This window comes from Flavobacterium hydatis, assembly GCF_000737695.1.
GTDB lineage: Bacteria > Bacteroidota > Bacteroidia > Flavobacteriales > Flavobacteriaceae > Flavobacterium > Flavobacterium hydatis.
This window is the reverse complement of sequence record NZ_JPRM01000026.1, coordinates 39,148-64,894: the sequence shown is the minus strand read 5'-3', so window position 1 is coordinate 64,894 and position 25,747 is coordinate 39,148. Positions and strand designations below refer to the sequence as shown.

The following is a 25,747-nucleotide window of genomic DNA, read 5'->3' as shown; positions in this document are numbered from 1 at the left end:
ATTATCTGAAAAGGTTTAATCTACATTTCGGATTTTTTAAAATTCCGATTGCTCTTCTTTTGCAGGAGGAGGAGTATGTGCAGGAGTTGGTTCTGGTTTAGGAGTACGTACAACAGGTCTCTCTACAGGGACTACCTTTGGTTTTACAGGATAATAAAGCTCAGTTACCCATTTAGAAGGGTTTGCAATTTCTGCTTTACTTATCGTGTAAATTTCAAGATGTGACCAAGTAAGATCAGGGAATATTTTTTGGTTATTAATATAAGCCGTCGATTTTTCTATTGCTTGTTTAGTATGTGAGTAATCTCCTTTTAAAGTTGTTTTTACAGCTTCAAATGGTTCTAATTTACCCGTTAAGATATCACTTCCAGAACTTGTAAAGATTTCTTTCTTGATAGGAACACAAATAGATATTTTGGCTAACCCGCTTGTAGTGTCATAAGTATGATATATTACAAAAGGTTTCCCGTTGGTCTCAATACCATTAGCTTCACAAAAAGAAGTTAATTGAGGAACAACAATTCTAACATTTTTGGCAATTTTTCCTATTTCGCTAGTAAACGATTGATTGATATAAAAGGTCTCTAATTTTTTTACAACACCATCAACTTTTATGTCAAATGTGTTTGTTTCATAAACTAATATCTTATCTAAGTTGGCTAAAGTTTTCTCATACATAGTACCAATAACTTTATCTGCCCCACCATTAAGTGCCGAATATATCTTGAAAAGGAAACTCATTGTTCCTTTAGATTTCCAGGTAACTTTTGTCCCTCCAAGAGTATCTTTAAAAACCCATGAAACATCAGTAAGAGTTCCATCAAAGTTCATTTTTTGAGTAATATTTTGCGCATCAGTTACTGCGATAGTTTTTACATCTCCACTACCATCGTTTCCTGTCCAGGAAAAAGAAGCGTTTACACCAGAAGTTTTTGCAGGGAAAACTACATGAATACTAGGATCTTCAGTAACCCAAGAACCAAAATCTTCCCAGTTTCTATAATCGTTTACAAAGTTATACAAAGAAACACGTTGTGTTTTAATAACCTTGCTTCTCTCTACCGTAAAATCACCTTTTTGAGTGGCAACAAATACAGTTAATGAGACAAAACTTAATAGTAATAAAAGGAATATATATTTTAAAATTCTCATAGTATCTCTGTTGTTTTCTGATGTAAAGGTATAAATTTTATTAATATCCGATAGGAGCCAATAAAAAGTCAAAACTAGGCCTTTTTTGTTAATTTTTCCAACTTTTGGGTAGTTTTATAAAAAAAGTTTTGCTAGAAAATGCTAAGAGCAAGATAAATAAATTTGACTTTTAAAAATAGCCTAAAGGTAATATTAACGTTGTTTTTTATGTTTTTTTTAAAGAAAACGTATCTTTGGTAGATAATAATTTTTTTATAAACTAAATATCATTAATAATGAAATTACTTAAAGCTGCAGGATTTTTTATGACTGTTGGAGTTTCAGTTATTTGCAACGCTCAGGTTGCTAACACAGCTGTATCGAAAACAAATAATGAGAAGCCTTTTGATTTTACAGTAGAGCAATTTGCTGACATTAAAGTATTGCGCTATCAAATACCTGGTTGGGAGAGTTTAACACTTAAAGAACAAGAATTAGTATATTATCTTACACAAGCAGGAACTGCAGGGCGTGATATAATGTGGGATCAGAACTATAAGAATAATTTAAAAATCAGAAAAGCTCTCGAGCAGATTTATGTAAGTTATAAAGGTGATAAAAAAAGCACAGATTGGAAAAATTTCGAAATTTACCTTAAACGTGTTTGGTTCTCTAATGGTATTCACCACCATTATTCTAATGAGAAAATCAAACCTGATTTTTCACAAGAATATTTTGCAGGATTGCTAAAAGCTACTAAAACTAAATTATCTCCAGAGGTTACTGCTATTTTATTTAATGATGAAGATAGTAAAAAAGTAAATCTTGATGAGTCTAAAGGATTGTTAGCAGGTTCTGCAATTAATTTTTATGACAAAGGAATTACATTACAAGAAGCTGAAGATTTTTATAAAAAACAAACAAGCCCAGATCCTAAGAAACCTATTTCTTATGGATTAAATTCTAAATTGGTAAAAAATGCCAAAGGACAATTAGAAGAAAAAGTTTGGAAAAGCGGCGGAATGTATGGAGCTGCGATTGATAAAATTATCTTTTGGTTAGAAAAAGCCAAAACGGTTGCCGAAAACAAAAAACAAGGTGATGCAATAGGATTATTAATCGAGTATTATAGAACAGGAAGTTTAAAAACTTGGGATGATTATAATATAGCTTGGTTGCATGCTACCGAAGGAAATATTGACTACATAAGTGGTTTTATCGAAGTTTACAATGATCCATTAGGATATAGAGGATCTTACGAAGGAGTTGTGCAAATTAAAGATTTTGATATGTCAGCCAAAATGGAGGTAGTATCTAAAAATGCACAATGGTTTGAAGATAATTCTCCGTTAATGCCAGAGCACAAAAAGAAAAATGTTGTTGGAGTTTCATACAAAACTGTTATTGTAGCGGGAGAGTCTGGAGATGCTTCGCCAAGTACACCAATTGGTGTGAATCTTCCTAATGCAGATTGGATTCGTGCAGATCACGGTTCTAAATCTGTTTCATTAGGTAATATTATCGATGCATATTCTAAATCGTCAGGAAGTGGTAAATTAAAAGAATTTGCTAATGACGAAGAAGAAATCGCTTTGGCTAAACAATATGGTGAAATAGGAGATAAATTGCATACTGCTTTACACGAAGTTGTAGGTCATGCTTCAGGACAAATAAATGAAGGTGTTGGTACTCCAAAAGAAACTTTAAAAAGTTATGCTTCGACTCTGGAAGAAGGTAGGGCTGACTTAGTTGGTTTATACTATTTATATAATCCTAAGTTACAAGAAATTGGATTAGTTGATGATTGGAAAAAAGTAGGAATGGAATCATACGATAGTTATATCCGTAACGGATTAATGACGCAATTGGTTCGTTTAGACTTAGGTGCTAATATCGAAGAAGCACACATGAGAAACCGTCAATGGGTGAGTGCTTGGGTTTACGAAAAAGGTAAAAAAGATAATGTAATCGAAAAAATTACGCGTAACGGTAAAACATATTTCAATATTACTGATTATGATAAATTGCATGATTTATTCGGACAGTTGTTACGTGAAGTACAACGTATAAAATCTGAAGGAGATTACAATGCAGGAAAAGCTTTGGTAGAAAATTATGGTGTAAAAGTAGACCAAAAATTACACGCTGAGGTTTTAGAGCGTAACAAGCAATTTCCATCTGCGCCTTACAGCGGATTTGTAAATCCTATTCTTGAGCCTAAAGTTGATGCTAAAGGAAAAATTATTTCGATAGAAGTAAAACAACCTAAAACTTTTGCAGAACAAATGCTTGATTATTCTAAAAACTTTGGTTTCCTACCTTTAGAAAACTAATAAGTAATAGATACTAATAATGAAAATGCCCGCTAGTTTAGCGGGCATTTTTTATGAAATAAATTATCGTTTGAAGAATATTTTTATCAGAAATAGAATGATTATAAAAGCTATAAAAACTAGTAAAACCTTATAATTTCCTTTGTAGAATATTTTGTGAAGTCCCACATCTTTTCTGTAGGCAAATATCATTGCGATAACAAAAGCGATAAAAAAACACAATGCAAATATTAATTGTCCCTGACTAAACATAAGTTTAAAATTTTTGTGGCAAATTTAGGCAATAGTTTAAGAATAGTTGTTAATTTGGTATATCATTTAATTAAATATAATTATGCAAAAACAAATTGATGCAGTAAAGCAATTTCATACTGCTTTTAAAATTGGACATAGTGAATCGCCAATTGCTGATTTGGGAGAAACTAAAAATGTGCTTCGTTACAACTTGATGAAAGAGGAAAATGAAGAATATCTTGAGGCAGTAAAAAATAATGATCTAGTAGAGATTGCTGATGCGCTGGGAGATATGATGTATATTTTGTGCGGGACAATTATCGAGCATGGTTTACAGGATAAAATCGAAGCAGTTTTTGATGAAATCCAGCAAAGTAATATGAGTAAACTTGGTGAAGATGGACAGCCTATTTACCGTGAAGATGGAAAAGTAATGAAAGGGCCAAATTATTTTAAACCTGATTTTTCTAAGATTTTAAAATAATAACTACTATTTAGTTATAAAGAAGGATAACACAAATTTTACGAATTTACACCAATTAAAAGAGCCTTATTTAAAAAGCTCAAATTAGTGCTAATTCGTGAAATTTGTGTTTTGTATTTTAGTTTTTAAAACTATTATTCTTTTAATATTGTTTGATTTGCACGCAAGAAACATTTCTGATTTTAATTTTTTTACCTACTTTTTTTAATAATCCAGTTTCTTTATCTTTTTTAAATACAATAACATTTCCGTTACCCGTATTTGTTGCAATTAAAAAACTTCCTGATGGATTTAGTGCAAATACTCTGGGATGTTCGCCTAGAGTAGATTGATAGCCTATTGTTTTTAATGTTCCATCTTCGGCAATAGAGAAAATAGCAATATTGTTTTCTTGTCCTCTATTAGATGCGTACAGAAATTTTCCGTCGGGCGAAATGTGAATATCCGAACTTTCAAATCCACTTTTTAATGTTTCAGGATGTGTGTTTATTCTTTGGAGAGGATTTAGCTTTCCGTTTTCATATTGGTATATGCTAATAGTTCCTGAAAGTTCTTCGATACAATATCCAAATTTTCCGTTAGGATGAAAAGTAAAATGTCTTGGACCACTTTCTAGAGGTGCTTTCGCAAAAGGATTTTCGGTAGTTTGTAAAGGCTGACTTTGGTTAGTATCAAATTGATAACATCGTATTTTATCTGCGCCTAGATCTGGAAAAAAGATATAATCATAATTAGGGGAGAATACTGTAGAATGAATATGAGAGCGATCTTGTCTTTTCGGGTCTACGCTTCCTTCTGTATATTGAAAGTTTTGTGTAATTGGTTCTATTTTTCCATCTTCGGCAATTGGATAAACCGAAACGCTTCCTTCTGTATAATTACCATTAATAAGCCATTTTCCGTTTTTGTAAACGGTTAAATAAACTGGATTTTCGCCTCCGCTTTTTTGACTATTCATAAAAGCCAGCGTTTTCTTTTCAGGATTAAACTCAAAACTACTTACGCTTCCTGCATCTGGAGTTTTGCTTTCGGTGCAGGCATATACATATTTTCCGTTAGGTGATAAAGTTAGAAAAGAAGGATTAGCAATGTTTTTTACTGTAGTGATTTTTTTTAATCTACCTGTTATGGTATCTAGTTGATATACATAAATTCCGTTGGTAGTTTTATCCCAATTATACGAACCAAAAAAAGCATAATTATCCTGAGAATAAACATTGATACAAGCTAAAATTGTAGCTAAAAGAAGGATTGTCTTCTTTCTTAAATTATTAGGAGTCATTGATTTTTGGAGAGTTTGTTTTAATAAAAAAGGCGATTTTCGTTAAGAAAATCGCCTTTAATTATAAATAGTGCGACGAATTATTTTACTTGAACAGTCCAGTTAAAAGTATCTTCGGCAAGTTTGTTTTGTATACCTGTTAGTTTTTCTTTTAAAAGAGAAGCATAAGAATCATCTGTTTTAGGTAATTCGTAATATTCATCTTTGTATGAGAATCCTTTAATAACACTTACTACTGCAGCAGTACCAGCACCAAAAATTTCTTTTAATGATCCGTCTTTAGCAGCTTCAACTAATTCAGAAGCTAATACAGAACGAACTTCAGTTTTTAAGCCTTCTTTTTCTGCAATTGCTAATAAACTTTTACGAGTAATTCCGTCAAGAATTCTTTCGCTTGTAGGTGCAGTTAATAAAGTATCGTTAATTCTGAAAAATACATTCATTGTACCTGCTTCTTCAAGTTTGGTATGTGTTGCATCATCAGTCCAGATTACTTGTTGGAAACCGTCTTTATTTGCCAAATTTGTTGGGTAAAACTGTGCTCCGTAGTTACCTGCAGCTTTAGCAGCTCCGATACCACCATTTGCAGCTCTACTATAGTGCTCAGCAATAATAACTTTTACTTCTCCAGCATAATATGATTTTGCAGGTGAAAGCAAAATCATAAATTTATATTCATCAGAAGGGTTTGCAACAACACCAGCGCCAGTTGCAATCATAAACGGACGGATATACATACTGCTTCCGTTTCCTCTTTTAACCCATTCGGCGTCTAATTTTAATAACTCATTTAATCCATCTAGAAAAATAGATTCTGGAATTTCTGGCATTGCCATTCTTACTGCAGAAGCATTAAAACGTTTGTGGTTTTCTTCTGGTCTAAAAAGCCAAATAGCATCTTTATCATCCTTGTAAGCTTTCATTCCTTCAAAAATAGCTTGTCCATAATGAAAGACTTTTGAAGATGGATCCATTAAAATTGGAGCGTAAGGCTTAACGACAGGTGTTTGCCATTCTCCATTTTTAAAATCACATTCGAATAAATGGTCTGTAAATACAGCACCAAAGCTTAAGTTATCAAAGTCTACATCGTTTATTTTAGACGAAGTTGCTTTAATGATTTCAATTTTGTTTGTTTGAGTTGTACTCATGATAAAGTATGGTTTTTATGAACTAAAATTCATTGTTTAAGGTCGAAGCCTAAAACCTTGAATGGGTGTGAAATAAATTTTAACAAAAGCAAAATTAAGTAAAAATATACAATTTGGATGCTAAAAAGATATTAATTATAGGGTTTTGATGTGATTTATTTATTTTATAAAAAAGTTAAATAAAGAGCTTCTTTTTATATAGAATTTATGAAAAAACTATGGTTTTTTAAGGCTTTACGCATTTGTTTTGATTAAATTTGACTTCAAAATAAGATGAAAATATCAATAATCTGATTTATAAATTGTGAAAAGAGAAGTAATTCAAACCCTAGATGGTTCAACGACAATTCATTTGGAAGAATGGGACGAATGTTATCACTCTAAACATGGAGCAATTCAGGAAGCTAGACATGTATTTATACAAAATGGATTTTCTTTATTTGAAGATAAACCTATTTCGATATTAGAAATTGGTTTTGGAACTGGATTGAATGCTTTTATTACTTTTTTAGAATCAGATGAAAAAAAGCAAAGCATAAATTATGTTGGAGTAGAAGTTTATCCGGTTGCAGCAAATGAAGTACTTATGATGAATTATGTTGCCGAATTGGGAGCTGATAGTTATAAAGATGTATTTAAAAAAATGCACGAAAGCAATTGGGATGAAATAATTGGGCTTACTGATGCGTTTACATTAACTAAGAGAAAACAGTTCTTTCAGGAAATTGATGATATCGAAACTTTTGATTTGATTTATTTTGATGCTTTTGGATATCGGGTGCAACCAGAGCTTTGGAGTACCGAAATATTCAAAAGAATGTATGATGCTTTAAAACCTAACGGAGTTTTGGTAACTTATGCTGCGAGAGGAGTCGTAAAAAGGAGTATGATCGAGGTAGGATTTAGTGTTGAAAAACTTGCTGGGCCACCTGGAAAAAGAGAGATGTTTAGAGCGCGTAAAGTGATGTAAATCACGCTATTTAGATTAATTTTAAATTGCTATATGTGTATTTTAAAAAACGTTTTCGTGATAAATAAAACAAAAAAATAAGTTAAAAGCTGACTAGTTGTGTGTAAAATGCTTATTTTTACGTCGAGTTAAAAAATAATGAGATAACCCCATAATCTTAAATTATTATGTCTAAAATAATGTTTGATTACACGAAATCAATACTCGAAAGAGTAAGTTTCGACCCGATACTTTTCTTAAAAGAATTAGAGAAAGCTATCAAAACACTATTACCATACGAAATGGAACAATTGCAAGAGTGGTTATTAAATTTTACAATCGGAAAGCCCGAATTAAAAGAATGTCTACTGATAGCTAAAGTATAGATAAAAAAAAGGAACCTAATTAGGTTCCTTTTTTTATTTCTTTTGGATTGGACTTATTATCTGAACGTTTTGAAAAACAATAGCTCCTTTTACAACACCAGCAATTGTGCTTCTTATGGCATCGATAATTTGAATTTTTAATTCGCTTTTTGGGTAAATTAAACTTACCTCTCTGGCAGGTTTAGGTTCCTTAAAGTGGCGAAGCTTTAATTTGTCTGTTTCTTTTAGATCTAATGTATGTAAATACGGCAACAAAGTTGTGCCCAAGCCTTCGTCGGCTAATTTTATAAGTGTTTCAAAACTTCCGCTTTGTATCTGGAAAGCATTATTTTCTACATCTGTACCGTTTTTACATAGATTTAAAATACCATCTCTAAAACAATGTCCGTCTTGTAGAAGCAAGATTTCATTGATATTTAAATCTGATACTTCGATTTCTTCTTTCTGAAAAACAGAATGTTGTTCTGGAATATAGGCGACAAAAGGCTCAAAGTACAGAACGATTTCTTTTATTTTTTCGTCTTCTAATGGTGTTACAGCGATTGCAGCATCAAGGTGCCCGTTTTTTAATTTGGTAATAATTTCATCCGTATTAAGTTCCTCAATTAATAGTTTAACCTTTGGGTATTTCTTAATGAAATTATTTAAAAACATAGGTAGAAGAGTAGGCATAACCGTTGGGATAATTCCTAGTTTGAATTCGCCACCAATAAAACCTTTTTGTTGTTCTACAATATCTTTTATTCTATCGGCTTCGTTTACAATGTTCTTTGCTTGATTTACAATTTTTTGTCCAATTTCTGTAAGTTGGATTGGTTTCTTGCTTCTGTCGAATATCAAGATACTAAGTTCTTCTTCTATCTTTTGTATTTGCATACTAAGTGTAGGCTGCGTAACGAAACATTTTTCGGCAGCAAGGGTAAAATTTTTGTGTTCAGCTACAGCAAGAACATATTGGAGTTGAGTTATTGTCATTGTTTTAATAGTATTTTCTGATACAAAAATAATAAAATATAATTTTTTTTTATGGCATTTTTGAAAAACTTATTTTAAATTTACAATTAATAGAATTAAAAAATAATAAGTATGAAAACTAATATTTTAGGATTACCAGTAAAAGAGTCAGAATTAATTGTAAAAGAATTGAATGTCTTACTATCAAATTTTCAGGTTTATTACCAAAACTTGCGAGGACTTCACTGGAACATTCGTGGAAAACGTTTTTTTGATTTGCATGTAAAATTTGAAGAATTATATACAGATGCCCAATTAAAAATAGATTTAATTGCCGAAAGAGTTCTCACAATTGGAGGAACACCACTACATACGTTTGAAGATTATATTAAAAATAACAAACTTGTAATTGGAAAAAATATCTCGAATGATGAGAAAGCGGTTCACCTAATTGTAAACTCATTAACTGATTTACTGAAGATTGAAAGAGAAATTTTAAAACAATCGGATGAAATTAATGATGAGGGAACTAACTCGATGATGAGTGATTTTATCTCAGAACAAGAAAAAACGATTTGGATGATGAAAGCGTGGTTAGAAGAGGATTTGGAAAAATAGTATAACTAAAAAACCAGAGTAGCATTAAATAGCTAGTCTGGTTTTTTTTTGTTAATGTTAAATTTGTTTAAAATTTTTGACCTACAGTTTTGATTTTATCAGTTTAACTCTATTTTTGCACTAATGAAAAAAATTGCATACATATTATTAATCATATTTATCGCTTTCTTATCGACGCCACCTATCGTGACGATGATTGAGAAAAAGAGTGATGTGTCTGCATTTTATAGCTTATCAGAAGAAGAACATTCGCATAAAGAAATTAAGGTGTATGTATTTCATCCTGTATTTCAAGGTGAGTTTGTTTTACCATTGTTTGATAAGTCAAATCCTATATTGTCAGAGAAATTATCTAAGCATGATAAGATTTCTGCAAGTATCTTTGCCCCACCCCCTAACTTCGTATAGTACATCCGGTTAATTTTTTAAATGTTCGCTGTGTTTTAAATAACATAGTAAACCTTTTATGAACTTTTTACTATTGTATTATGAAAAAAAGAGTAAATCTTTTTGCTAACCTTAAGTCAGATTTTGCTTCAGGGTTAGTAGTGTTTTTGGTTGCCCTCCCGTTGTGTTTAGGTATTGCAATGGCTTCTGGAGCACCATTGTTTTCTGGAATTATTTCTGGAATTATTGGAGGAATAGTTGTAGGATATTTGAGCCAGTCACATATTAGTGTATCTGGGCCAGCTGCTGGTTTAACAGCAATTATCCTTACTGCAATTACCGATTTGGGAGCTTTTGACGTATTCTTAACCGCAGTTTTTATTGCTGGATTAATCCAGTTAGGGTTAGGTTTCTTAAAAGCAGGAAGTATCTCTAATTACTTTCCTACTAATGTTATCGAAGGTATGCTTGCTGGTATCGGAATTATTATTATTCTGAAACAATTGCCACATGCATTTGGATACGATGCTGATTTTGAAGGAGATCAGGCATTTGTTCAAAGTGATGGAAGTAACACAATTTCTTCTTTGTTTGAAATCTTCAACCATATTCATATGGGAGCTGTTATCATTACTTTAATCTCTTTTGTAATATTAATTGCTTGGGATAAGGTTTCTTTCCTGAAAAAACTTAAATTAATTCCTGGAGCTCTTGTAGCAGTAATTGCAGGGATCATTTTAAATGAAATTTTCATTTCATCAGGAAGCGCTTTTGCTATTGGGAAAGAACATTTAGTATCATTGCCAATTCCTACTTCATTTGAAGAATTTAAAGCAATTATTGTAACGCCTAATTTTGCAGGAGTAACTAATCCTCAAGTTTGGGTTGTAGGTTTAACGATTGCTATTGTAGCTTCTATCGAGACATTATTATGTATCGAAGCATCAGATAGAATGGATGCGCAAAAGAGATATACAAATACTAACGTTGAGCTTAAAGCACAAGGTATCGGAAACATGGTAAGTTCACTTTTAGGAGGTTTACCTATGACATCAGTTGTTGTAAGATCTTCGGCAAATAATAATGCTGGAGCAAAATCAAAAATGTCTGCAATTATCCATGGTGTTTTGTTATTGATAAGTGTATTGGCAATTCCAGTAATATTAAATAAAATCCCATTAGCAACTTTGGCTACTATATTAATATTAGTAGGTTATAAACTAGCTAAGCCTGCAACTTTTATACACTTCTGGGAAAAAGGAAAATACCAATTTGTACCGTTTGTTGCAACTTTAGTATTTGTTGTAGCGACAGATTTACTTAAAGGTGTTGCTATTGGAATTGTAATTAGTGTAATTTTTGTTTTAAGAGGAAACTTAAAAAGAGCTTACAGTTTCAAAAAAGAAGAATACGAAGATGGAGATGTAATTCATATAGATCTTGCTCAAGAAGTTTCTTTCTTGAATAAAGCGGCTATCAAGCTTACTTTGAACTCTGTTCCAGAAAATTCAAAAGTAATTATCAATGCACAGGACACAGTGTATATTGCTCACGATATTCTGGATTTAATAAAAGAGTTTAAAGAAACCAGAGCAGTTGATCAAAACATTAAGGTGAAACTTAAAGGATTTAAGAAAGCTTACGAGTTAGAAAACACACCAGATTTACCTAATCATGTATCTATAGAGCATTATTATGATGTTGCAAAAAGAGCTATGGTTAAAAGAACAGAAAAAGAGAAGTTTTAAATAAGTTGGTTAAATAAAGCTGTAGGGAAGTGTTTATTGAGGATTAAAAATAAGTAACTTTACGAGAACCTTTTTGGAGTCCTCATAAACACTGAAATACTCAGCAACAAAAAATTAAAAAAAAATGAAAGAGTTTTATAAACAAATATTAGAAAATAATAAAAAGTGGGTTGAAGATTCATTAGCTAAGGATCCTAATTTTTTCGCAGATTTAGCCAAAGGACAAACTCCACCATTATTGTGGATTGGTTGTTCTGATAGTCGTGTTCCGGCAAATGAAATTATTGGTGCAAAACCAGGAGAAGTTTTTGTACACAGAAATATTGCTAACATGGTTGTTCACTCAGATATGAACATGTTAAGCGTTTTAGATTATGCAGTAAATGTTTTAAAAGTTAAGCACGTAATTGTTTGTGGACATTATGGTTGTGGTGGTGTAAAAACAGCAATGGGTAACCAATCTGTGGGAATCATTGATAACTGGATTCGTCATATTAAAGACGAGTACCGTTTACATGACAAATACTTAAACTCAATTGAAGACGAAACGGAGCGTTTCAATGCTTTTGTTGAGGTAAATGCTAAAGAGCAAGTTTACAATTTAGCTAAAACTTCAATTGTACAAGGAGCTTGGAAAAATGGACAAGACCTAATGTTACACGGTTGGGTTTATGGTTTAAATTCAGGATTTGTAACAGATTTAAATGTGACTATTAGTTCTAATGATGAACTTGATGATGTTTATCAATTAAGTAATCTATAAAATTTAAAAATCGCCTTAATTAAGGCGATTTTTTTTTTATTCGTTTTCTTCTAAGTTTTCATTAAATGCCGATGGCAATAAGGTAGGGATGAACTTAATTAGTATTGGTAATAATAAGCTTCCGCCTGGAAGTAAGAATATTGTTAATGATGGAATCGTTTTACAGATATCCAATAATTGTTTTTTTATTTTCTTCTTTTCGCTAGGTTCCAGATCTCTACGAGTAGAATAGGCTAGGAGAAGCATTAATTCCTTACTTTGGATAATTTCCTTTATTAACCTGTTTTTATTGCGCTTTATAAGCGTAATAACTCCCATAGTCATTTGATCATAAAAATGTTTTACAGGATTGGAGTAATTAAAATATGGAATCTCTTTTTTATGTTCGTTGATAAAGGCATCCGTACTTTTGATACTTTCGGATACAAATTCATCCGATACATTTAAGATATTAGCCAATGTATGTAAAAAATAAGCTTCTTCATTCTCTACAACACCATCACTCCACAAAGCCATTCCAGCCATATCTATTAAATAGTATCTTTCTAATTCATTAGAAAAATGGTGTAATTGTAAATTTTCTAAAGTTCCAACTGTAACTTTTGAAAATTTGCTGTAGCGTATCGATGCCTCAAAAAGTTTAATCAGTAAATCATCGTATTGAGATTTATTGGTTTTGGTTTTTAATGCCAATGCCACAATGCTCATTACCGTTTCTTCTATTTTCTTAAGATATTTTTCGGGAATAGACCCATGTATAAGATATTGGCGAAAAGCTAAAACATCTATAAACAAAAGAGCATTTGTAACTAGATGAGAGAAGTTTTTGCTAATAATACTGTCGTTGGTCTGAACTCGTTCATCGATTATATTCTCTAATGTTAGAGAATCACTACTTTTTGGGAGTAATATCTTGAAGAGGTTAAAACCTTCAGGATTCATTTGATTGTAAAAAGCTAATGCTTCTGTAATAAAACGTTCTGAATTAGTATCATTTTTGGTAAGGGAATAAATGCCGAATAAAGTGTTTAATAAAGCTACTTTTGAAATTTCGGTTTTAAACCAACCTTTTATTTTTATAGGAACAGGAGTTTCTATTGTTATTATATGTCCATAAATAAATCCTGTTGCTCTAACTTTTTGGTAAAAGGAATTGCTAGTTTCAGTAACTACTTTTTCTTGGAACTTTTGTTCACTAAAAAATTTATCTATCCAACCAGTTGCCGAAGGGTTAATCATTACTTTAATTTGAAGCTACAAAGCTATCTTTTTTTATGATTTGAATATTGATTAAAATTAAAAAACCATCTTACTTTGTGAATAAAATGGTTTTTTAATTAAAGTTTTTATTTTATAATTGCAGAACAAGCTACTCTTGCACCAGCATTACCTGTTGGTTGAGTCGTAAAATCATCTGGATCTTGGTGTACAATTAATCCTTTTCCTAATATATCTTTAGTTGCATCTCCACAACCAATGCACCATTCGTTTGTTGTTAACGTAATTGTACCGTTTCCTTTATCATCTGCAGTAAAGTTTCCGATATCTCCTTTATGATATTCTCCAACACCCCATTTTCCGTGTTTTTTAAATGTTGGATTCCAGTGTCCACCAGCAGAAGTTCCATCAGCAGCAGAACAATCTGATTTTTCATGAATGTGTATTGCATGAACTCCTGGTTTTAAACCACTAATTTTTGCTACAAAAGTTACTTCTCCTTTTTTCTCTACAAAAGTTGCTGTACCAGATACCGAACTGTTACTTTTAGGTTCAAGTGCGATGGTTAATTTTTTAGAATCATCAGTATTATTTTTGGTTTTACATCCGATAATAACTGCAGCAATTACTACAAGAGATAGAATTATTTTTTTCATAATTATGTGTTTTTGATTAAATCTAAAGTAAAGTTAGTTTAAAATTATTGAATGAAAATCATCTGAAAGTTAAAATACATTTCTGTATTAAGTAAAAAATAAGTTTAAATTTACAAAAGAAGATGAAATATTGCTTAAATTCGTGTTTATATATTTAATAGTAAATAATGCTAAACTTGTTCATTGATAATTGTTTGTAAAACTTAAAACTTTAAATTATGATAAAAAAAATAGCAATGTTCGCTGCAATTGGAATTGTTTTATTTTCTTGTAATTCTGCTCAAAATAAAACTGCAACAAAAGATTCTGAATCAAAACTTAATGGTACTTGGGAGTTAAACTATGTAACTGGGCCAAGAATTACCTTTGATGGTTTATATCCTAATAAAAAGCCAACAATAACTTTTGATACGAAAGAAAATAGAGTTTCTGGAAATAATAGCTGTAACTCTTTTACAGGAAAATTAAATGTAGATGGTAATAGCATCAATTTTAGAGATGGATTGGCAACTACTAAAATGATGTGTCAAGGCAATCAAGGTGAACAGGTTTTTATGGATGCTTTGCAAAAGATAACTTCATATGATGTTACTGATGATGGTAAAACCTTGAATTTTATTTCTGGTGATATTGCAACGATGCGTTTCGTTAAAAAATAAATTAATCAATACTTTTTGCTCACATTCAATATTTTGTTGAAGCTAGTTTCTTGTGATGTAATAAAGCCAATTGAGAATAAATCAATAAAAATATTATAAATTTTAAATCTTAAATTATGAAAAAGTTCCTTATCGCATTGTTATTGGTAGTTTCAGGAAGTTCTTTTGCTCAATCTTTAGCAAAAGAAGATGTAGATGTTATACAGAGTATTTACGGAAAATCAAAATCTGACCTTGTAAAGCAATATATGAATTTGTCAGATGAGCAAACACTAGCTTTTCAAAAAATATATGATGATTATGAAACAGAACGTAAAGCGTTGGGACAAAATATAATTAAGGTAGTTGATGATTATGCTACCAATTATGCTACTCTTACTGATGCTAAAGCTGATGAATTAGCAAAAGGAACATTAAAAAGCAATCTTGGATATGAAAAATTATATGATAAAACATATACTAAAGCCAAAAAGGCAATAGGGGCTATTAATGCAGCTAAATTTATTCAATTAGAGGTTTATTTACAAACTGCAATTCGTGGTCAAATTCTGGATTCTATTCCTTTCATTGGAGAAATTGAAAAATCTAAAGTGAACTAAAAAGGGTAATTTTAGTCCAAAGAAAATGCGTTAACAATTCAAGAAACTGTTAACGCATTTTTATTTTATTGTAATTCTTATTTTTTAGTTTTCAATTCATAAATGGCATCAACCATTCCGCCTTTGAAAGTGTCTAAAGGTAATTCCCAAAACATGATTCCGCCTAATTTTTTATTTATAGCGTATTCTGTTTTTTCTTTTATAGAAGGAAGATCATCTCCAGTAGCAAACATTTGTTCCTTTTCGTTATACCAATATCCTGCTTTTGCTTTATTATCCCAGAAATACTTCCAACCTTTTGCTTCAGTAAAATTTGCTGCATAGTCTCTAAATGGAATACCTTCAATGTGTTCCCCAGATTGGTATAAACCATTATTTATGTTGGCAACATTTTTCCAGACTCTAGTGTAAAAAGCACCACCAATTACTAATTTATTAGCAGGGATTCCCAATTTTAATAAATACTCTACCGCTCTGTCTGTAGATTGAGCGTCTGGAGTTCCGCCATATAAAGGAGCATGGTGACCAGTTACTTTTGAATATCCATTTACTAAATCATAGCTCATTATATTTACGCGGTCTACTAATGGCATAACAATTTTCCATTCTATAGATTCGTCTAAGAATTTCTGAAATCCTCCAGCAGCAAAGCTAAGTTCATGTTTTTTGCCTAAACTTGTACGTAATGCTTTTACAAGTTCAGTAAAGTTTGGTTTATCTGCAGCTTGATATAAATGTCCAGGAAGACCTTCGATTGCTGGATATTCCCAATCTAAATCTAAACCATCAGTTTTAAAATAATCATTTATTTCTTTTACCGATTTAGCAAAAACATTTCTTCCTTGTGCAGTCGAGAAAACTTCAGAACAAGGTTCGCATCCTCCCCAACCACCTAGAGAAAGCATGATTTTAAGCTTAGGATTAGTTTTTTTTAAGCCAACTAAGTGCTTTATAGAAAGAGAATCTTTAGGAGTGTCTACGCTTAGTTTTCCATCTTTTAGGTGACAGAAACTAAAAATTATGTGAGTAAGCTTGCTTACATCATATTGATCAATAAGTTTATCATCGCCAGTGTAATATGCGATAACGTCAATTTTTTTTCCTGATTGCGCAAAAGTGTTCGTGGTAAAACAACACAGAAAAAAGAAAATAATCGGTTTTAATCTTTTCATTTTTTTAAAATTTTTTAGTTTTTAATAGGTTTTTGAATGCTAAATATAGAACATTTCAAACTAAATATTAATTAAATAGATACACAGTATTGACCTAATTTGTTACAGTTTTTGTTTTGTGAAGTAACTTTTCTGGCGTTTTAAGAGAAAAATTATTTCTTTTTCGTTAGATTTACAATTCTTCTGTATACAAATTATCAAAGTTGTATTAATAAAAAACTTCCTCAATCTGAATTTAAAATTTGGATTTACTTTAGATAATAACAGTGAAAAACCATTTTATCATGAATAAATCTACAAGCTCAAAGGTCTTTAAAACCAATTTTACAAAATCTGTTGCATTACCAAGTTTAGCCATCATTATTGCAATCTCATTGTTTTGCATTTTCTTTTCAAAGGATGCAGAGCAGGCACTTAATTTTGCAAAAAACATAATATTTAAAAACTTAAGTTGGCTTTATGTATTACTAGTGACCATTTTTGTTTTGTTTTTAGTCACATTAGCCATTAGTAAATTTGGTAAAATTAAATTAGGTGCAGATGATTCTGAACCTGAATATTCTTTCTTTTCATGGATAGCAATGCTTTTTGCTGCCGGAATGGGAATTGGGTTGATGTATTTTGGCGTAGGGGAAACCATGGCGCATTATGCAACTCCAGCCAACGCTAATTTGGCAGATAATTTACGAGCGAAAGAAGCGCAATTGTACACTTTTTTTCATTGGGGTTTTCACGCATGGTCTATATATGGTGTTGTGGGACTCTCATTAGCCTATTTTACTTATAGACACAATTTACCTCTTGCAATTCGAAGCGGATTTTATCCAATTTTAAAAAGTAAAATTCATGGAAAGTTTGGAAACATTGTAGATGTTTTTGGCCTGTGTAGTACTTTTTTTGGTATTGCAACAACTCTTGGTTTCGGAGTTGTGCAGTTAAGTGCCGGATTAGTAAGTCTTAATATAATTCCAGAATCTAGTTTTAATTACCAAATTATTATCGTTTTGGTGGTTATGATAATTGCTGTTTCTTCGGCGATTTCGGGTTTAGGAAAAGGAGTTAAAAAACTAAGTGAGCTAAACATTATTATGGCCGTTTTATTAATGTTGTTTATACTTGTTTTTGGACCAACTATTTATATTCTAAGTACTTTTACAGAAGGTTTAGGACACTATATAAGTCATTTTATTTCGCTAACGTTTAATACTTATGCCTATGAAAAAGGAAGTCAGGAATGGTTTTCTAATTGGACTATTTTATATTGGGCATGGTGGATTTCCTGGGCGCCTTATGTAGGTTTATTTATTGCTAAAATTTCTAAAGGAAGAACGATACGAGAATTTATTTTGGCGGTATTATTTATTCCTGCCTTTTTTAATTTTTTGTGGATGACTGTTTTCGGGAGTAGTGCCGTATGGATAGATGAGCATATTGCGCATGGTGCCCTAAGTGTATTTGCTAAAAATCCAGATACACTTTTGTTTAATTTCTTTACTTATTTCCCGTTAACCACTTTTTTGAATATTTTATCAATTCTTATTATTTGCGTGTTTTTTATCACATCTGCAGATTCGGGGATTTTTATAATGAATGGTATAGCATCAAAAGGAGCCGTAAATTCACCAAAATGGCAAAGTATATTCTGGGGTGTTTTATTGTCTCTTCTGTCTTTGAGTTTGTTGCATTCCGGTGGTTTGGCTTCTTTGCAGACTATGACATTAATTACCGCTTTGCCCTTCGGAATTATTATGTTGTTGTTGTGTTATAATTTATGGAAAGCGTTAGTTGTAGATAGTGAATACAGTGCTAAAAAATATTCGCATGGAAGTTTAAATTGGAATAATACGAATTGGAGGGAACATTTAGAAAAGATTGTGACTGTCTCTAAAAAGAAAGATATTCATGAGTTTTTGAATGGAACTGTAAAAAAAGCTTTTGAAGAATTAGTGGTTGAATTGGCTAAAAATAATATTGAAGCACATATAAATTCTTTTTCTACTCCTCAGCGAGCTATCGAGTTAGAAATTGAATATGATGAGCTGAGAAACTTTAAATATGGTGTAATGGTTCAGGGGCAAACTGTTTCTGAAACATTGCTAAAGGAAAAAAATACTCCGGATATGGATTTGGAAACTATTTTTCAACCCATTACTTACTTTGGAGATCATCGTAAAGGATATGATATTCAATATTTGACTAAAGATGGAATTATCTCAGATGTTTTGAGGGAATATGAACGTTTTTTAAATTTAAGTTCAGAAGGTGATCATGATTTGATTATGAAGCCAAATAGTTAATTGTTAATTGTGAATGGTTGATTGTTAGTTGTAAAAAAAAACATTTTAATCTTGTAATCTGTGGCAAAAAAATAATTCAAGTTGTTATTAGGTCAATAATGAAGAGACGCACAGCAGTGCGTCTTTTTTTTGTGCAGATATGTTGATGTGTGTCTCTACTGTTTGATAGTAATAAAAAAACCGCACTGTTTTCGGGACAGGTGCGGTTTAAACAAATTAAAATTGACTAAAAACTATTTTTAATTTAGTAGCAGTATTCGTTTTCTGCAACTAATTTTGAAGTAATTGTTTCTCTAAGAGCCACCACATTTGGATTGTTTGTGTATTTTGTAAAACGTTTTAATCCCATTAACATCATACGTTGTTCGTCACCCTCAGCAAAAGAAATAATTCCTTCTTTTCCTTTTGAGTTTACGATATCTACAGCTTTATATAAGTATAATTTTGCCATAGCAATTTGCTCTTGTACTTTTGCTTCTCCTTCTTTTTTAGCTAATTTTTCAGTTCTAAGAATAGTACTTTCAGCCATATAAATTTCGATTAAGATATCAGATGCAGCCATTAATAATTGTTGGTGAGCATCTAAGTCTGGACCGTATTTTTGTACAGCACTTCCAGCAACCATTAAGAATACTTTTTTAAGGTTTGCAACGATTCCTTTTTCCTCAGCAAATAATTCAGAGAAATCTGGAGTGTCAAAAGATGGAATACCCATTAATTCTTCAGATACTTTCATTGCAGGACCTAATAAATCAACATGGCCTTTCATAGCTTTCTTGATTAACATACCAACAGAAAGCATTCTGTTGATTTCGTTTGTACCTTCGTAAATACGAGCGATACGAGCATCTCTCCAAGCACTTTCCATTGGAGTATCTTCAGAGAATCCCATTCCACCAAAAATTTGAATTCCTTCGTCAGCACAATTCTGAACATCTTCAGAAACAGCAACTTTAAGGATAGAACACTCAATAGCATATTCTTCAACACCTTTTAATTCTGCTTCTTGATGCGTAGATCCTTCAGCTTCACGAGCGATAATTCTATCTTCGATATCTTTTGCAGCACGGTAAGAAGCACTTTCTCCTGCGTAACAGTTTGTAGCCATTTCTGCTAATTTAGAACGAATTGCTCCAAATTGAGAAATTGCAGTATTAAATTGGATTCTTTCGTTAGCATATTTTACAGCTCCAGAAGTAACTCTTCTTTGAGCATCAAGACAAGCAGCAGCAAGTTTAATACGACCAACGTTTAAAGCGTTCATTGCAATTTTGAAACCGTTTCCTCTTTCAGAAAGCATATTTTCTACTGGAACTTTGGTATCATTAAAGAAAACCTGACGAGTAGATGAAGCACGAATACCTAATTTGTGCTCTTCTTCATTCATCGAAATTCCATTATCAGCAGTATTTTCTACGATAAATCCAGTAATATTTTTATCATCACCAATACGAGCAAAAACGATAAATACACTACAAAAACCTGCGTTAGAAATCCACATTTTTTGTCCTGTAATTTTGTAGTGAGTTCCGTCTTCAGATAAAACTGCTTTAGTTTTTCCTGAGTTTGCATCAGATCCAGCTCCTGGCTCAGTTAAGCAATAAGCTCCAAACCATTCTCCTGAGGCTAATTTAGGAACGTATTTTTTCTTTTGTTCTTCAGTACCATATAAAGTAATTGGCATAGTTCCGATACCTGTATGAGCACCAAAAGCAGTTGAGAATGAACCTGTAGCTCCAGAGATATAATCACAAACTAACATAGTCGATACGAATCCCATTCCTAATCCACCGTATTCTTCTGGAACAGCAACTCCTAAAAGTCCAAGTTCACCAGCTTTACGCATACTTTCTTCTGTAAAAGCGTAATCTTTTTTCTCGAAACGATTTTTGTTAGGCCAAATTTCTTTGTCTACAAACTCCTTTACAGAGTCACGCATCATTAATTGCTCTTCCGAAAAATCTTCTGGTGTAAAGATGTCTTCGCACTTTGTTTCTTTAACTAGGAATTGACCTCCTCTTGTTTTGTCTGACATGGCTATATTTATTTTTTAAGATGATAGATAATAGACGAATAGATGATAGACGTCAAATTATTAATTATTTATTTAATGTATTTTGAAATGACATTGTTGCTTTTTGAAACTCCTCAATCTTTATTTCAATCTGATTCAAGAATTCGTCTGTTAAATATTTTCTATGATTTGCTAATAAAAGTTGTGTTTGTAATTCAAAAGATGAGCCTAGAGATATATCTAGAAAATGACTGAAAGATTTATTAGTTCTACTTGATCCTTCAGCTATGTTTGAAGGCATCGAAACTGTTGACCGATCCATTTGACTTTTTAATCCAAATTTTTCAGAAATTGGAAATGTATCTGTTAAGTCTAAAATTACTTTAGACACATCCATTGCCATTTGCCAAATCTTTAATTTTTTGAAATTATGTCTTTTAAATTCGGTCATCTGTTTTTATCTCGTAAAAGTCTATTATCTATTCGTCTTTCATCTTTTAGTCTCTCTTACAACACCTCGTAAATCCCAGCACTTCCTTGTCCAGTTCCTACACACATAGAAACGATTCCGTATTTACTACCTCTGCGTTTCATTTCGTCGAATAATTGAACAGAAAGTTTAGCACCAGTACAACCTAGTGGGTGACCTAAAGCAATTGCTCCACCATTTACGTTTACGATATCAGGGTTTAAACCTAACTCACGAACAACGGCTAATGATTGAGAAGCAAAAGCTTCGTTTAGCTCAACTAAATCAATATCTTTTAATTGTAATCCTGCTTGTTTTAAGGCTTTCGGAATTGCTTTTACAGGACCAATACCCATAATTCTTGGTTCAACACCAGATGAAGCAAAGTTCACTAATCTTGCAATAGGCTCAAGGTTTAATTCTTTTACCATATCCTCGCTCATGATTAAAACAAAAGCAGCACCATCACTCATTTGAGAAGAGTTACCAGCAGTTACACTTCCGTTAGCAGCAAAAACAGGTCTTAAGCCTGCCAAAGCTTCTTTAGAAGTTCCAGCACGAGGACCTTCGTCTTTATTTACGATGTATGATTTAGTTTCTTTTTTACCATTTTCATTAATGAAAGTTTGCTCAACAGTAATCGGAACGATTTGTTTGTCGAATTTACCTTCAGCTTGCGCTTTTAATGCTTTGATATGAGAGTTATAAGCAAACTCATCCTGGTCTTCTCTAGAAATTTTATATTGGTTTGCAACCGCTTCAGCAGTTAATCCCATTCCCCAGTAATAATCTTCGTGACCTTCGGCAGCAAGTTTGTAATCCGGAGTTGGTTTGTAACCTCCCATCGGAATAAAACTCATGCTTTCGGCACCACCAGCGATGATACAATCTGCCATTCCTGATTGGATTTTTGCAGTTGCCATTCCGATAGTTTCTAATCCAGATGCACAGTAACGGTTTACAGTTACACCAGGAACATCTTCTACTTTTAATCCCATAAGAGAAATTAAACGACCAACGTTCAAACCTTGTTCAGCTTCTGGCATGGCATTTCCTACCATAACATCATCAATACGTTTTTTGTCAAAATCAGGCAATTCATTCATCATAAACTGAATGGTTTCTGCAGCTAATTCATCAGGTCTTTTAAATCTAAAAACTCCTTTAGGTGCTTTTCCTACCGCAGTACGGTATGCTTTTACTATATATGCTGTTTTCATTTGTTTTGTTTTTAAGAGTATAGAAGATAGAGTATAGAAAATAGACTTTACCAAGTCTGAAATCTATATTCTATTCTCTTTGTTCTATTTTCTAATTTCTTAGTGGTTTTCCTTTAGTTAACATATATTGAATTCTTTCCAATGTTTTTCTTTCAGTACAAAGAGATAAGAAAGCTTCACGTTCGATATCCAATAAATATTGCTCAGATACTAAAGTAGCTTCAGATAAATCACCACCAGCCATTACGTAAGCAAGTTTGTTGGCAATTTTCTTATCATGCTCAGAGATGTATTTTCCAGCTTCCATTTGATCTGTTCCTACTAAGAACATTCCAAGAGCTTGTTTTCCTAATACTTTTACATCTGTTCTTCTTATTGGTTGAGTATAACCAGCTTCAGCCATTAACAATGCATGTTTTTTAGCTTCGGCAATCTGACGATCTTTGTTTATTACAATAATATCTTTACCATGTTGAAGAAGTCCAGTATCAAAAGCTTCGTAACCAGAAGTAGATACTTTTGCCATAGCAATAGTTAAGAAATACTCCTGAAGAACGTTTAATTCCACATCGTTTTTACGGAAAAGGTCAGATGCTCTCAAAGCCATTTCTTTAGATCCACCACCACCAGGAAGTACACCAACACCAAATTCAACTAATCCCATGTAAGTTTCAGCAGCAGCTACAACCTTATCAGCATGTAAGCTCATTTCGCATCCACCACCAAAAGTCATTCCGTGAGGCGCTACAACAACAGGAATTCCTGAGTAACGTACACGCATCATAGTGTCTTGGAACATTTTGATAGCCATATTCAACTCATCATATTCTTGTTCAACAGCCATCATAAAAATCATTCCGATATTAGCACCTACAGAAAAGTTTGCAGCTTGGTTACCAATAACTAAACCTTGATATTCTTTTTCAGATAAGTCGATTGCTTTATTGATAGCTTGTAGTACATCGCCACCAATTGTATTCATTTTAGATTGGAATTCTAAGTTCAAGATTCCATCTCCTAAATCTTGGATAATTGCTCCACTATTACTCCAAACTTTTTTGCTTTCGCGAATGTTGTTTAGGATGATAAATGAATCTTGTCCAGGAACTTTAGTTTGAGATTTTGTCGGAATGTTGTAAAAATAAGTAGCCCCTTCTTTTACAGTATAAAAGCTTTTGCTTCCAGAAGCTAACATATCATTTACCCATGCAGCAGGAGCTAACCCCTCAGCTTTCATGATTTCGATTCCGTTTTCGACACCAATAGCATCCCAAATTTTGAAAGGACCATTTTCCCATCCGAAACCAGCTTTCATAGCATCATCAATTTTATATAATTCGTCTGAGATTTCAGGAATTCTGTTTGATACATAAGCAAACATTCCAGCGAAACTCTTACGGTAGAATTCTCCCGCTTTATCTTTTCCTTTAACCAACACTTTAAAACGATTGATAGGTTTATCGATAGTTTTAGTTAGTTCAAGCGTAGCAAAATTTGCTTTTTTAGCAGCACGATATTCCAGAGTATCTAAATCAAGAGTAAGGATATCTTTATCTACTTTTTTGTAGAAACCTTGTCCTGTTTTACTTCCTAACCAATTATTCTCCATCATTTTTGTGATGAAATCAGGAAGTTTAAACAATTCGTGTTGCTCATCAGTTGGACAGTTTTCATAAATACCATTAGCAACGTGTACTAATGTATCTAAACCAACAACATCAACTGTACGGAAAGTAGCCGATTTTGGACGACCAATAACTGGGCCAGTCAATTTATCAACTTCTTCTATAGTTAATCCCATTTCTTTAACTAAGTGGAATAAACTTTGGATTCCGTAAATACCAATTCTGTTTCCTATAAACGCTGGAGTATCTTTAGCAACAACAGATGTTTTTCCTAAAAATTTAGAACCGTATTCGTTTAAGAAATCCAATACTTCAGTTGAAGTTTTTGGACCAGGAATAATTTCAAATAATTTTAAGTAACGCGCAGGGTTAAAAAAGTGAGTTCCGCAGAAGTGTTGTTGAAAATCTTCGCTTCTACCTTCACTCATAAAATGAATCGGAATACCAGAAGTGTTAGATGTTACTAAAGTTCCAGGTTTACGGAATTTCTCGATTTGTTCAAAAACTAGTTTTTTAATATCAAGACGTTCTACAACAACTTCTATAATCCAATCAACATTGGCAATTTTTGCCATATCATCAGTCGTATTTCCAGTCGTAATTCTATTTGCGAATTTCTGACTGTAAATAGGAGAGGGCTTAGATTTTAATGAGTTAGCAAGATGTTCGTTTACAACTCTGTTTCTTACGACTTTGCTGTCTAGAGTTAAGCCTTTTTTAGTTTCGGCCTCTGTTAACTCACGGGGAATGATGTCTAGGAGTAAAACTTCCACACCAATGTTAGCAAAATGACAAGCTATTCCTGAACCCATAATTCCGGATCCAATTACGGCAACTTTTTTAATTGTGCGTTTCATTTTCTATTTTTTCTGTTTGATTAAATATATTTTTATCTTGTATTAATTCATTTATGATTTCTGCCACCTCAATAAAATGTTTTAATTTTTCTTCAGAAACGTGGTTTCTAACTGTTTCATTAAATTTCAAGACAGTATTTTTAGATAAGTCTCTTTTTTCTTTTCCAAATTCAGTTAGATAAATCAAAACACCTCGGCCATCGGTTGGATTTTTCTTGCGAACAATCAATCCTTTGTCTTCCATAGATTTAAGCGTTCTGGTTAAGCTAGTAGCTTCCATACCCATTCTGGGACCTAATGCTGTCGATGGGGTACCTTCCTCTTTATCGATGCTTAATAAGGCAAAACCAGTTGCCATTGTCGCATCATATTTTGCAGCCTCTTCATTGTACATTCTTGATACAGCCTGCCAGGTCGCTCGTAAAATATAATCTATAGTTTTTTCTTTCATTTGGTAGATCGTATTTGTTTATTTAATTTTAATGTGAAATACATTAGATAATATTCTTTACATTAATTTAAATCGAATTCGTTTTTGGCA

The 25,747-nt window shown here is 32.3% G+C and carries 24 protein-coding genes; 11 read left to right on the top strand and 13 right to left on the bottom strand.

Going from position 1 to position 25,747, the window contains the following annotated elements; genetic code table 11:
• Window positions 1–36 precede the first annotated feature (36 nt).
• Entirely contained in the window at window positions 37–1,152 is a 1,116-nt protein-coding gene (locus IW20_RS16210) for an SRPBCC family protein (RefSeq protein WP_035624559.1), read from the bottom strand.
• A gap of 275 nt (window positions 1,153–1,427) precedes the next feature.
• Between IW20_RS16210 and IW20_RS16205 the strand changes: the two genes are divergently transcribed.
• Window positions 1,428–3,464 carry a dipeptidyl-peptidase 3 family protein gene (locus IW20_RS16205; RefSeq protein WP_035624556.1) on the top strand — a complete coding sequence of 679 codons (2,037 nt, stop codon included), beginning with the start codon at window positions 1,428–1,430 and terminating at the stop codon, window positions 3,462–3,464.
• A 63-nt stretch (window positions 3,465–3,527) separates the two neighbouring features.
• Here the strand turns inward: IW20_RS16205 and IW20_RS26715 are convergent, their stop codons facing one another.
• On the bottom strand, window positions 3,528–3,716 hold the full coding sequence (locus tag IW20_RS26715; protein WP_035624553.1) for a hypothetical protein: 189 nt from the start codon (window positions 3,714–3,716) through the stop codon (window positions 3,528–3,530).
• Window positions 3,717–3,798: 82 nt separating this feature from the next.
• Here IW20_RS26715 and IW20_RS16195 point away from each other — a divergent pair, with 82 nt between their 5' ends.
• On the top strand, window positions 3,799–4,182 hold the full coding sequence (locus IW20_RS16195; protein WP_035624550.1) for a pyrophosphohydrolase domain-containing protein: 384 nt from the start codon (window positions 3,799–3,801) through the stop codon (window positions 4,180–4,182).
• A gap of 142 nt (window positions 4,183–4,324) precedes the next feature.
• Here the strand turns inward: IW20_RS16195 and IW20_RS16190 are convergent, their stop codons facing one another.
• Together IW20_RS16190 and IW20_RS16185 are read right to left on the bottom strand one after the other, a co-directional pair.
• On the bottom strand, window positions 4,325–5,464 hold the full coding sequence (locus tag IW20_RS16190; RefSeq protein ID WP_035624548.1) for a lactonase family protein: 1,140 nt from the start codon (window positions 5,462–5,464) through the stop codon (window positions 4,325–4,327).
• 80 nt (window positions 5,465–5,544) lie between these two features.
• Complete coding sequence (locus tag IW20_RS16185) at window positions 5,545–6,615, bottom strand: branched-chain amino acid aminotransferase (RefSeq protein WP_035624546.1); 1,071 nt, start codon at window positions 6,613–6,615, stop codon at window positions 5,545–5,547.
• Between the two features lie 304 nt (window positions 6,616–6,919).
• Between IW20_RS16185 and mnmD the strand changes: the two genes are divergently transcribed.
• Both mnmD and IW20_RS16175 read left to right on the top strand, forming a co-directional pair.
• Window positions 6,920–7,585, top strand: a complete 666-nt coding sequence (mnmD, locus tag IW20_RS16180) for a tRNA (5-methylaminomethyl-2-thiouridine)(34)-methyltransferase MnmD (protein ID WP_035624544.1) — start codon at window positions 6,920–6,922, stop codon at window positions 7,583–7,585.
• Between the two features lie 167 nt (window positions 7,586–7,752).
• Window positions 7,753–7,950, top strand: coding sequence for a hypothetical protein (locus IW20_RS16175; protein ID WP_035624542.1), 198 nt, complete (start codon window positions 7,753–7,755; stop codon window positions 7,948–7,950).
• Window positions 7,951–7,983: 33 nt separating this feature from the next.
• On the opposite strand, the gene IW20_RS16170 is transcribed toward IW20_RS16175, so the two are convergent.
• A complete protein-coding gene (locus tag IW20_RS16170) occupies window positions 7,984–8,925 on the bottom strand; it encodes a LysR substrate-binding domain-containing protein (RefSeq protein WP_035624539.1) in 942 nt (313 codons plus the stop codon).
• Between the two features lie 111 nt (window positions 8,926–9,036).
• On the opposite strand from IW20_RS16170, the gene IW20_RS16165 reads away from it, so the two are divergent.
• From IW20_RS16165 to can, 4 genes are all read left to right on the top strand, one after another.
• Window positions 9,037–9,522 carry a Dps family protein gene (locus tag IW20_RS16165; RefSeq protein WP_035624536.1) on the top strand — a complete coding sequence of 162 codons (486 nt, stop codon included), beginning with the start codon at window positions 9,037–9,039 and terminating at the stop codon, window positions 9,520–9,522.
• Between the two features lie 123 nt (window positions 9,523–9,645).
• Complete coding sequence (locus tag IW20_RS16160) at window positions 9,646–9,930, top strand: hypothetical protein (protein WP_035624533.1); 285 nt, start codon at window positions 9,646–9,648, stop codon at window positions 9,928–9,930.
• Between the two features lie 80 nt (window positions 9,931–10,010).
• Complete coding sequence (locus tag IW20_RS16155) at window positions 10,011–11,657, top strand: SulP family inorganic anion transporter (RefSeq protein ID WP_035624530.1); 1,647 nt, start codon at window positions 10,011–10,013, stop codon at window positions 11,655–11,657.
• Between the two features lie 124 nt (window positions 11,658–11,781).
• Window positions 11,782–12,420 (top strand): carbonate dehydratase, encoded by a 639-nt coding sequence (can, locus tag IW20_RS16150; protein ID WP_035624528.1) that lies wholly within the window; start codon window positions 11,782–11,784, stop codon window positions 12,418–12,420.
• Window positions 12,421–12,456: 36 nt separating this feature from the next.
• Here the strand turns inward: can and IW20_RS16145 are convergent, their stop codons facing one another.
• Together IW20_RS16145 and IW20_RS16140 are read right to left on the bottom strand one after the other, a co-directional pair.
• Window positions 12,457–13,659, bottom strand: coding sequence for an LETM1-related biofilm-associated protein (locus IW20_RS16145; RefSeq protein WP_035624526.1), 1,203 nt, complete (start codon window positions 13,657–13,659; stop codon window positions 12,457–12,459).
• 107 nt (window positions 13,660–13,766) lie between these two features.
• Entirely contained in the window at window positions 13,767–14,294 is a 528-nt protein-coding gene (locus IW20_RS16140; RefSeq protein WP_035624525.1) for a superoxide dismutase family protein, read from the bottom strand.
• A 218-nt stretch (window positions 14,295–14,512) separates the two neighbouring features.
• On the opposite strand from IW20_RS16140, the gene IW20_RS16135 reads away from it, so the two are divergent.
• On the top strand, window positions 14,513–14,953 hold the full coding sequence (locus IW20_RS16135; protein WP_035624522.1) for an META domain-containing protein: 441 nt from the start codon (window positions 14,513–14,515) through the stop codon (window positions 14,951–14,953).
• A 116-nt stretch (window positions 14,954–15,069) separates the two neighbouring features.
• On the top strand, window positions 15,070–15,552 hold the full coding sequence (locus IW20_RS16130) for a hypothetical protein (protein ID WP_035624519.1): 483 nt from the start codon (window positions 15,070–15,072) through the stop codon (window positions 15,550–15,552).
• 77 nt (window positions 15,553–15,629) lie between these two features.
• Here the strand turns inward: IW20_RS16130 and IW20_RS16125 are convergent, their stop codons facing one another.
• Window positions 15,630–16,724: a glycoside hydrolase family 18 protein gene (locus IW20_RS16125; RefSeq protein ID WP_035624516.1), complete on the bottom strand. Its 1,095-nt coding sequence runs from the start codon at window positions 16,722–16,724 to the stop codon at window positions 15,630–15,632.
• 284 nt (window positions 16,725–17,008) lie between these two features.
• Between IW20_RS16125 and IW20_RS16120 the strand changes: the two genes are divergently transcribed.
• The gene (locus IW20_RS16120; protein WP_035624513.1) at window positions 17,009–19,021 is read left to right on the top strand and encodes a BCCT family transporter; all 2,013 of its coding nucleotides are present in this window, start codon (window positions 17,009–17,011) and stop codon (window positions 19,019–19,021) included.
• Between the two features lie 244 nt (window positions 19,022–19,265).
• On the opposite strand, the gene IW20_RS16115 is transcribed toward IW20_RS16120, so the two are convergent.
• The 5 genes from IW20_RS16115 to IW20_RS16095 all read right to left on the bottom strand — a co-directional run bounded on the left by IW20_RS16115 (window position 19,266) and on the right by IW20_RS16095 (window position 25,657).
• Window positions 19,266–21,056 carry an acyl-CoA dehydrogenase family protein gene (locus tag IW20_RS16115; protein ID WP_035624511.1) on the bottom strand — a complete coding sequence of 597 codons (1,791 nt, stop codon included), beginning with the start codon at window positions 21,054–21,056 and terminating at the stop codon, window positions 19,266–19,268.
• 64 nt (window positions 21,057–21,120) lie between these two features.
• Window positions 21,121–21,486, bottom strand: coding sequence for a four helix bundle protein (locus tag IW20_RS16110; RefSeq protein WP_035624509.1), 366 nt, complete (start codon window positions 21,484–21,486; stop codon window positions 21,121–21,123).
• A 56-nt stretch (window positions 21,487–21,542) separates the two neighbouring features.
• The gene (locus IW20_RS16105; protein ID WP_035624506.1) at window positions 21,543–22,724 is read right to left on the bottom strand and encodes an acetyl-CoA C-acyltransferase; all 1,182 of its coding nucleotides are present in this window, start codon (window positions 22,722–22,724) and stop codon (window positions 21,543–21,545) included.
• A gap of 91 nt (window positions 22,725–22,815) precedes the next feature.
• Complete coding sequence (locus IW20_RS16100; protein ID WP_035624503.1) at window positions 22,816–25,206, bottom strand: 3-hydroxyacyl-CoA dehydrogenase/enoyl-CoA hydratase family protein; 2,391 nt, start codon at window positions 25,204–25,206, stop codon at window positions 22,816–22,818.
• Complete coding sequence (locus IW20_RS16095; RefSeq protein WP_035624500.1) at window positions 25,190–25,657, bottom strand: MarR family winged helix-turn-helix transcriptional regulator; 468 nt, start codon at window positions 25,655–25,657, stop codon at window positions 25,190–25,192. Before IW20_RS16095 ends, IW20_RS16100 begins: the two co-directional genes overlap by 17 nt.
• Between the last annotated feature and the right edge of the window lie 90 nt (window positions 25,658–25,747).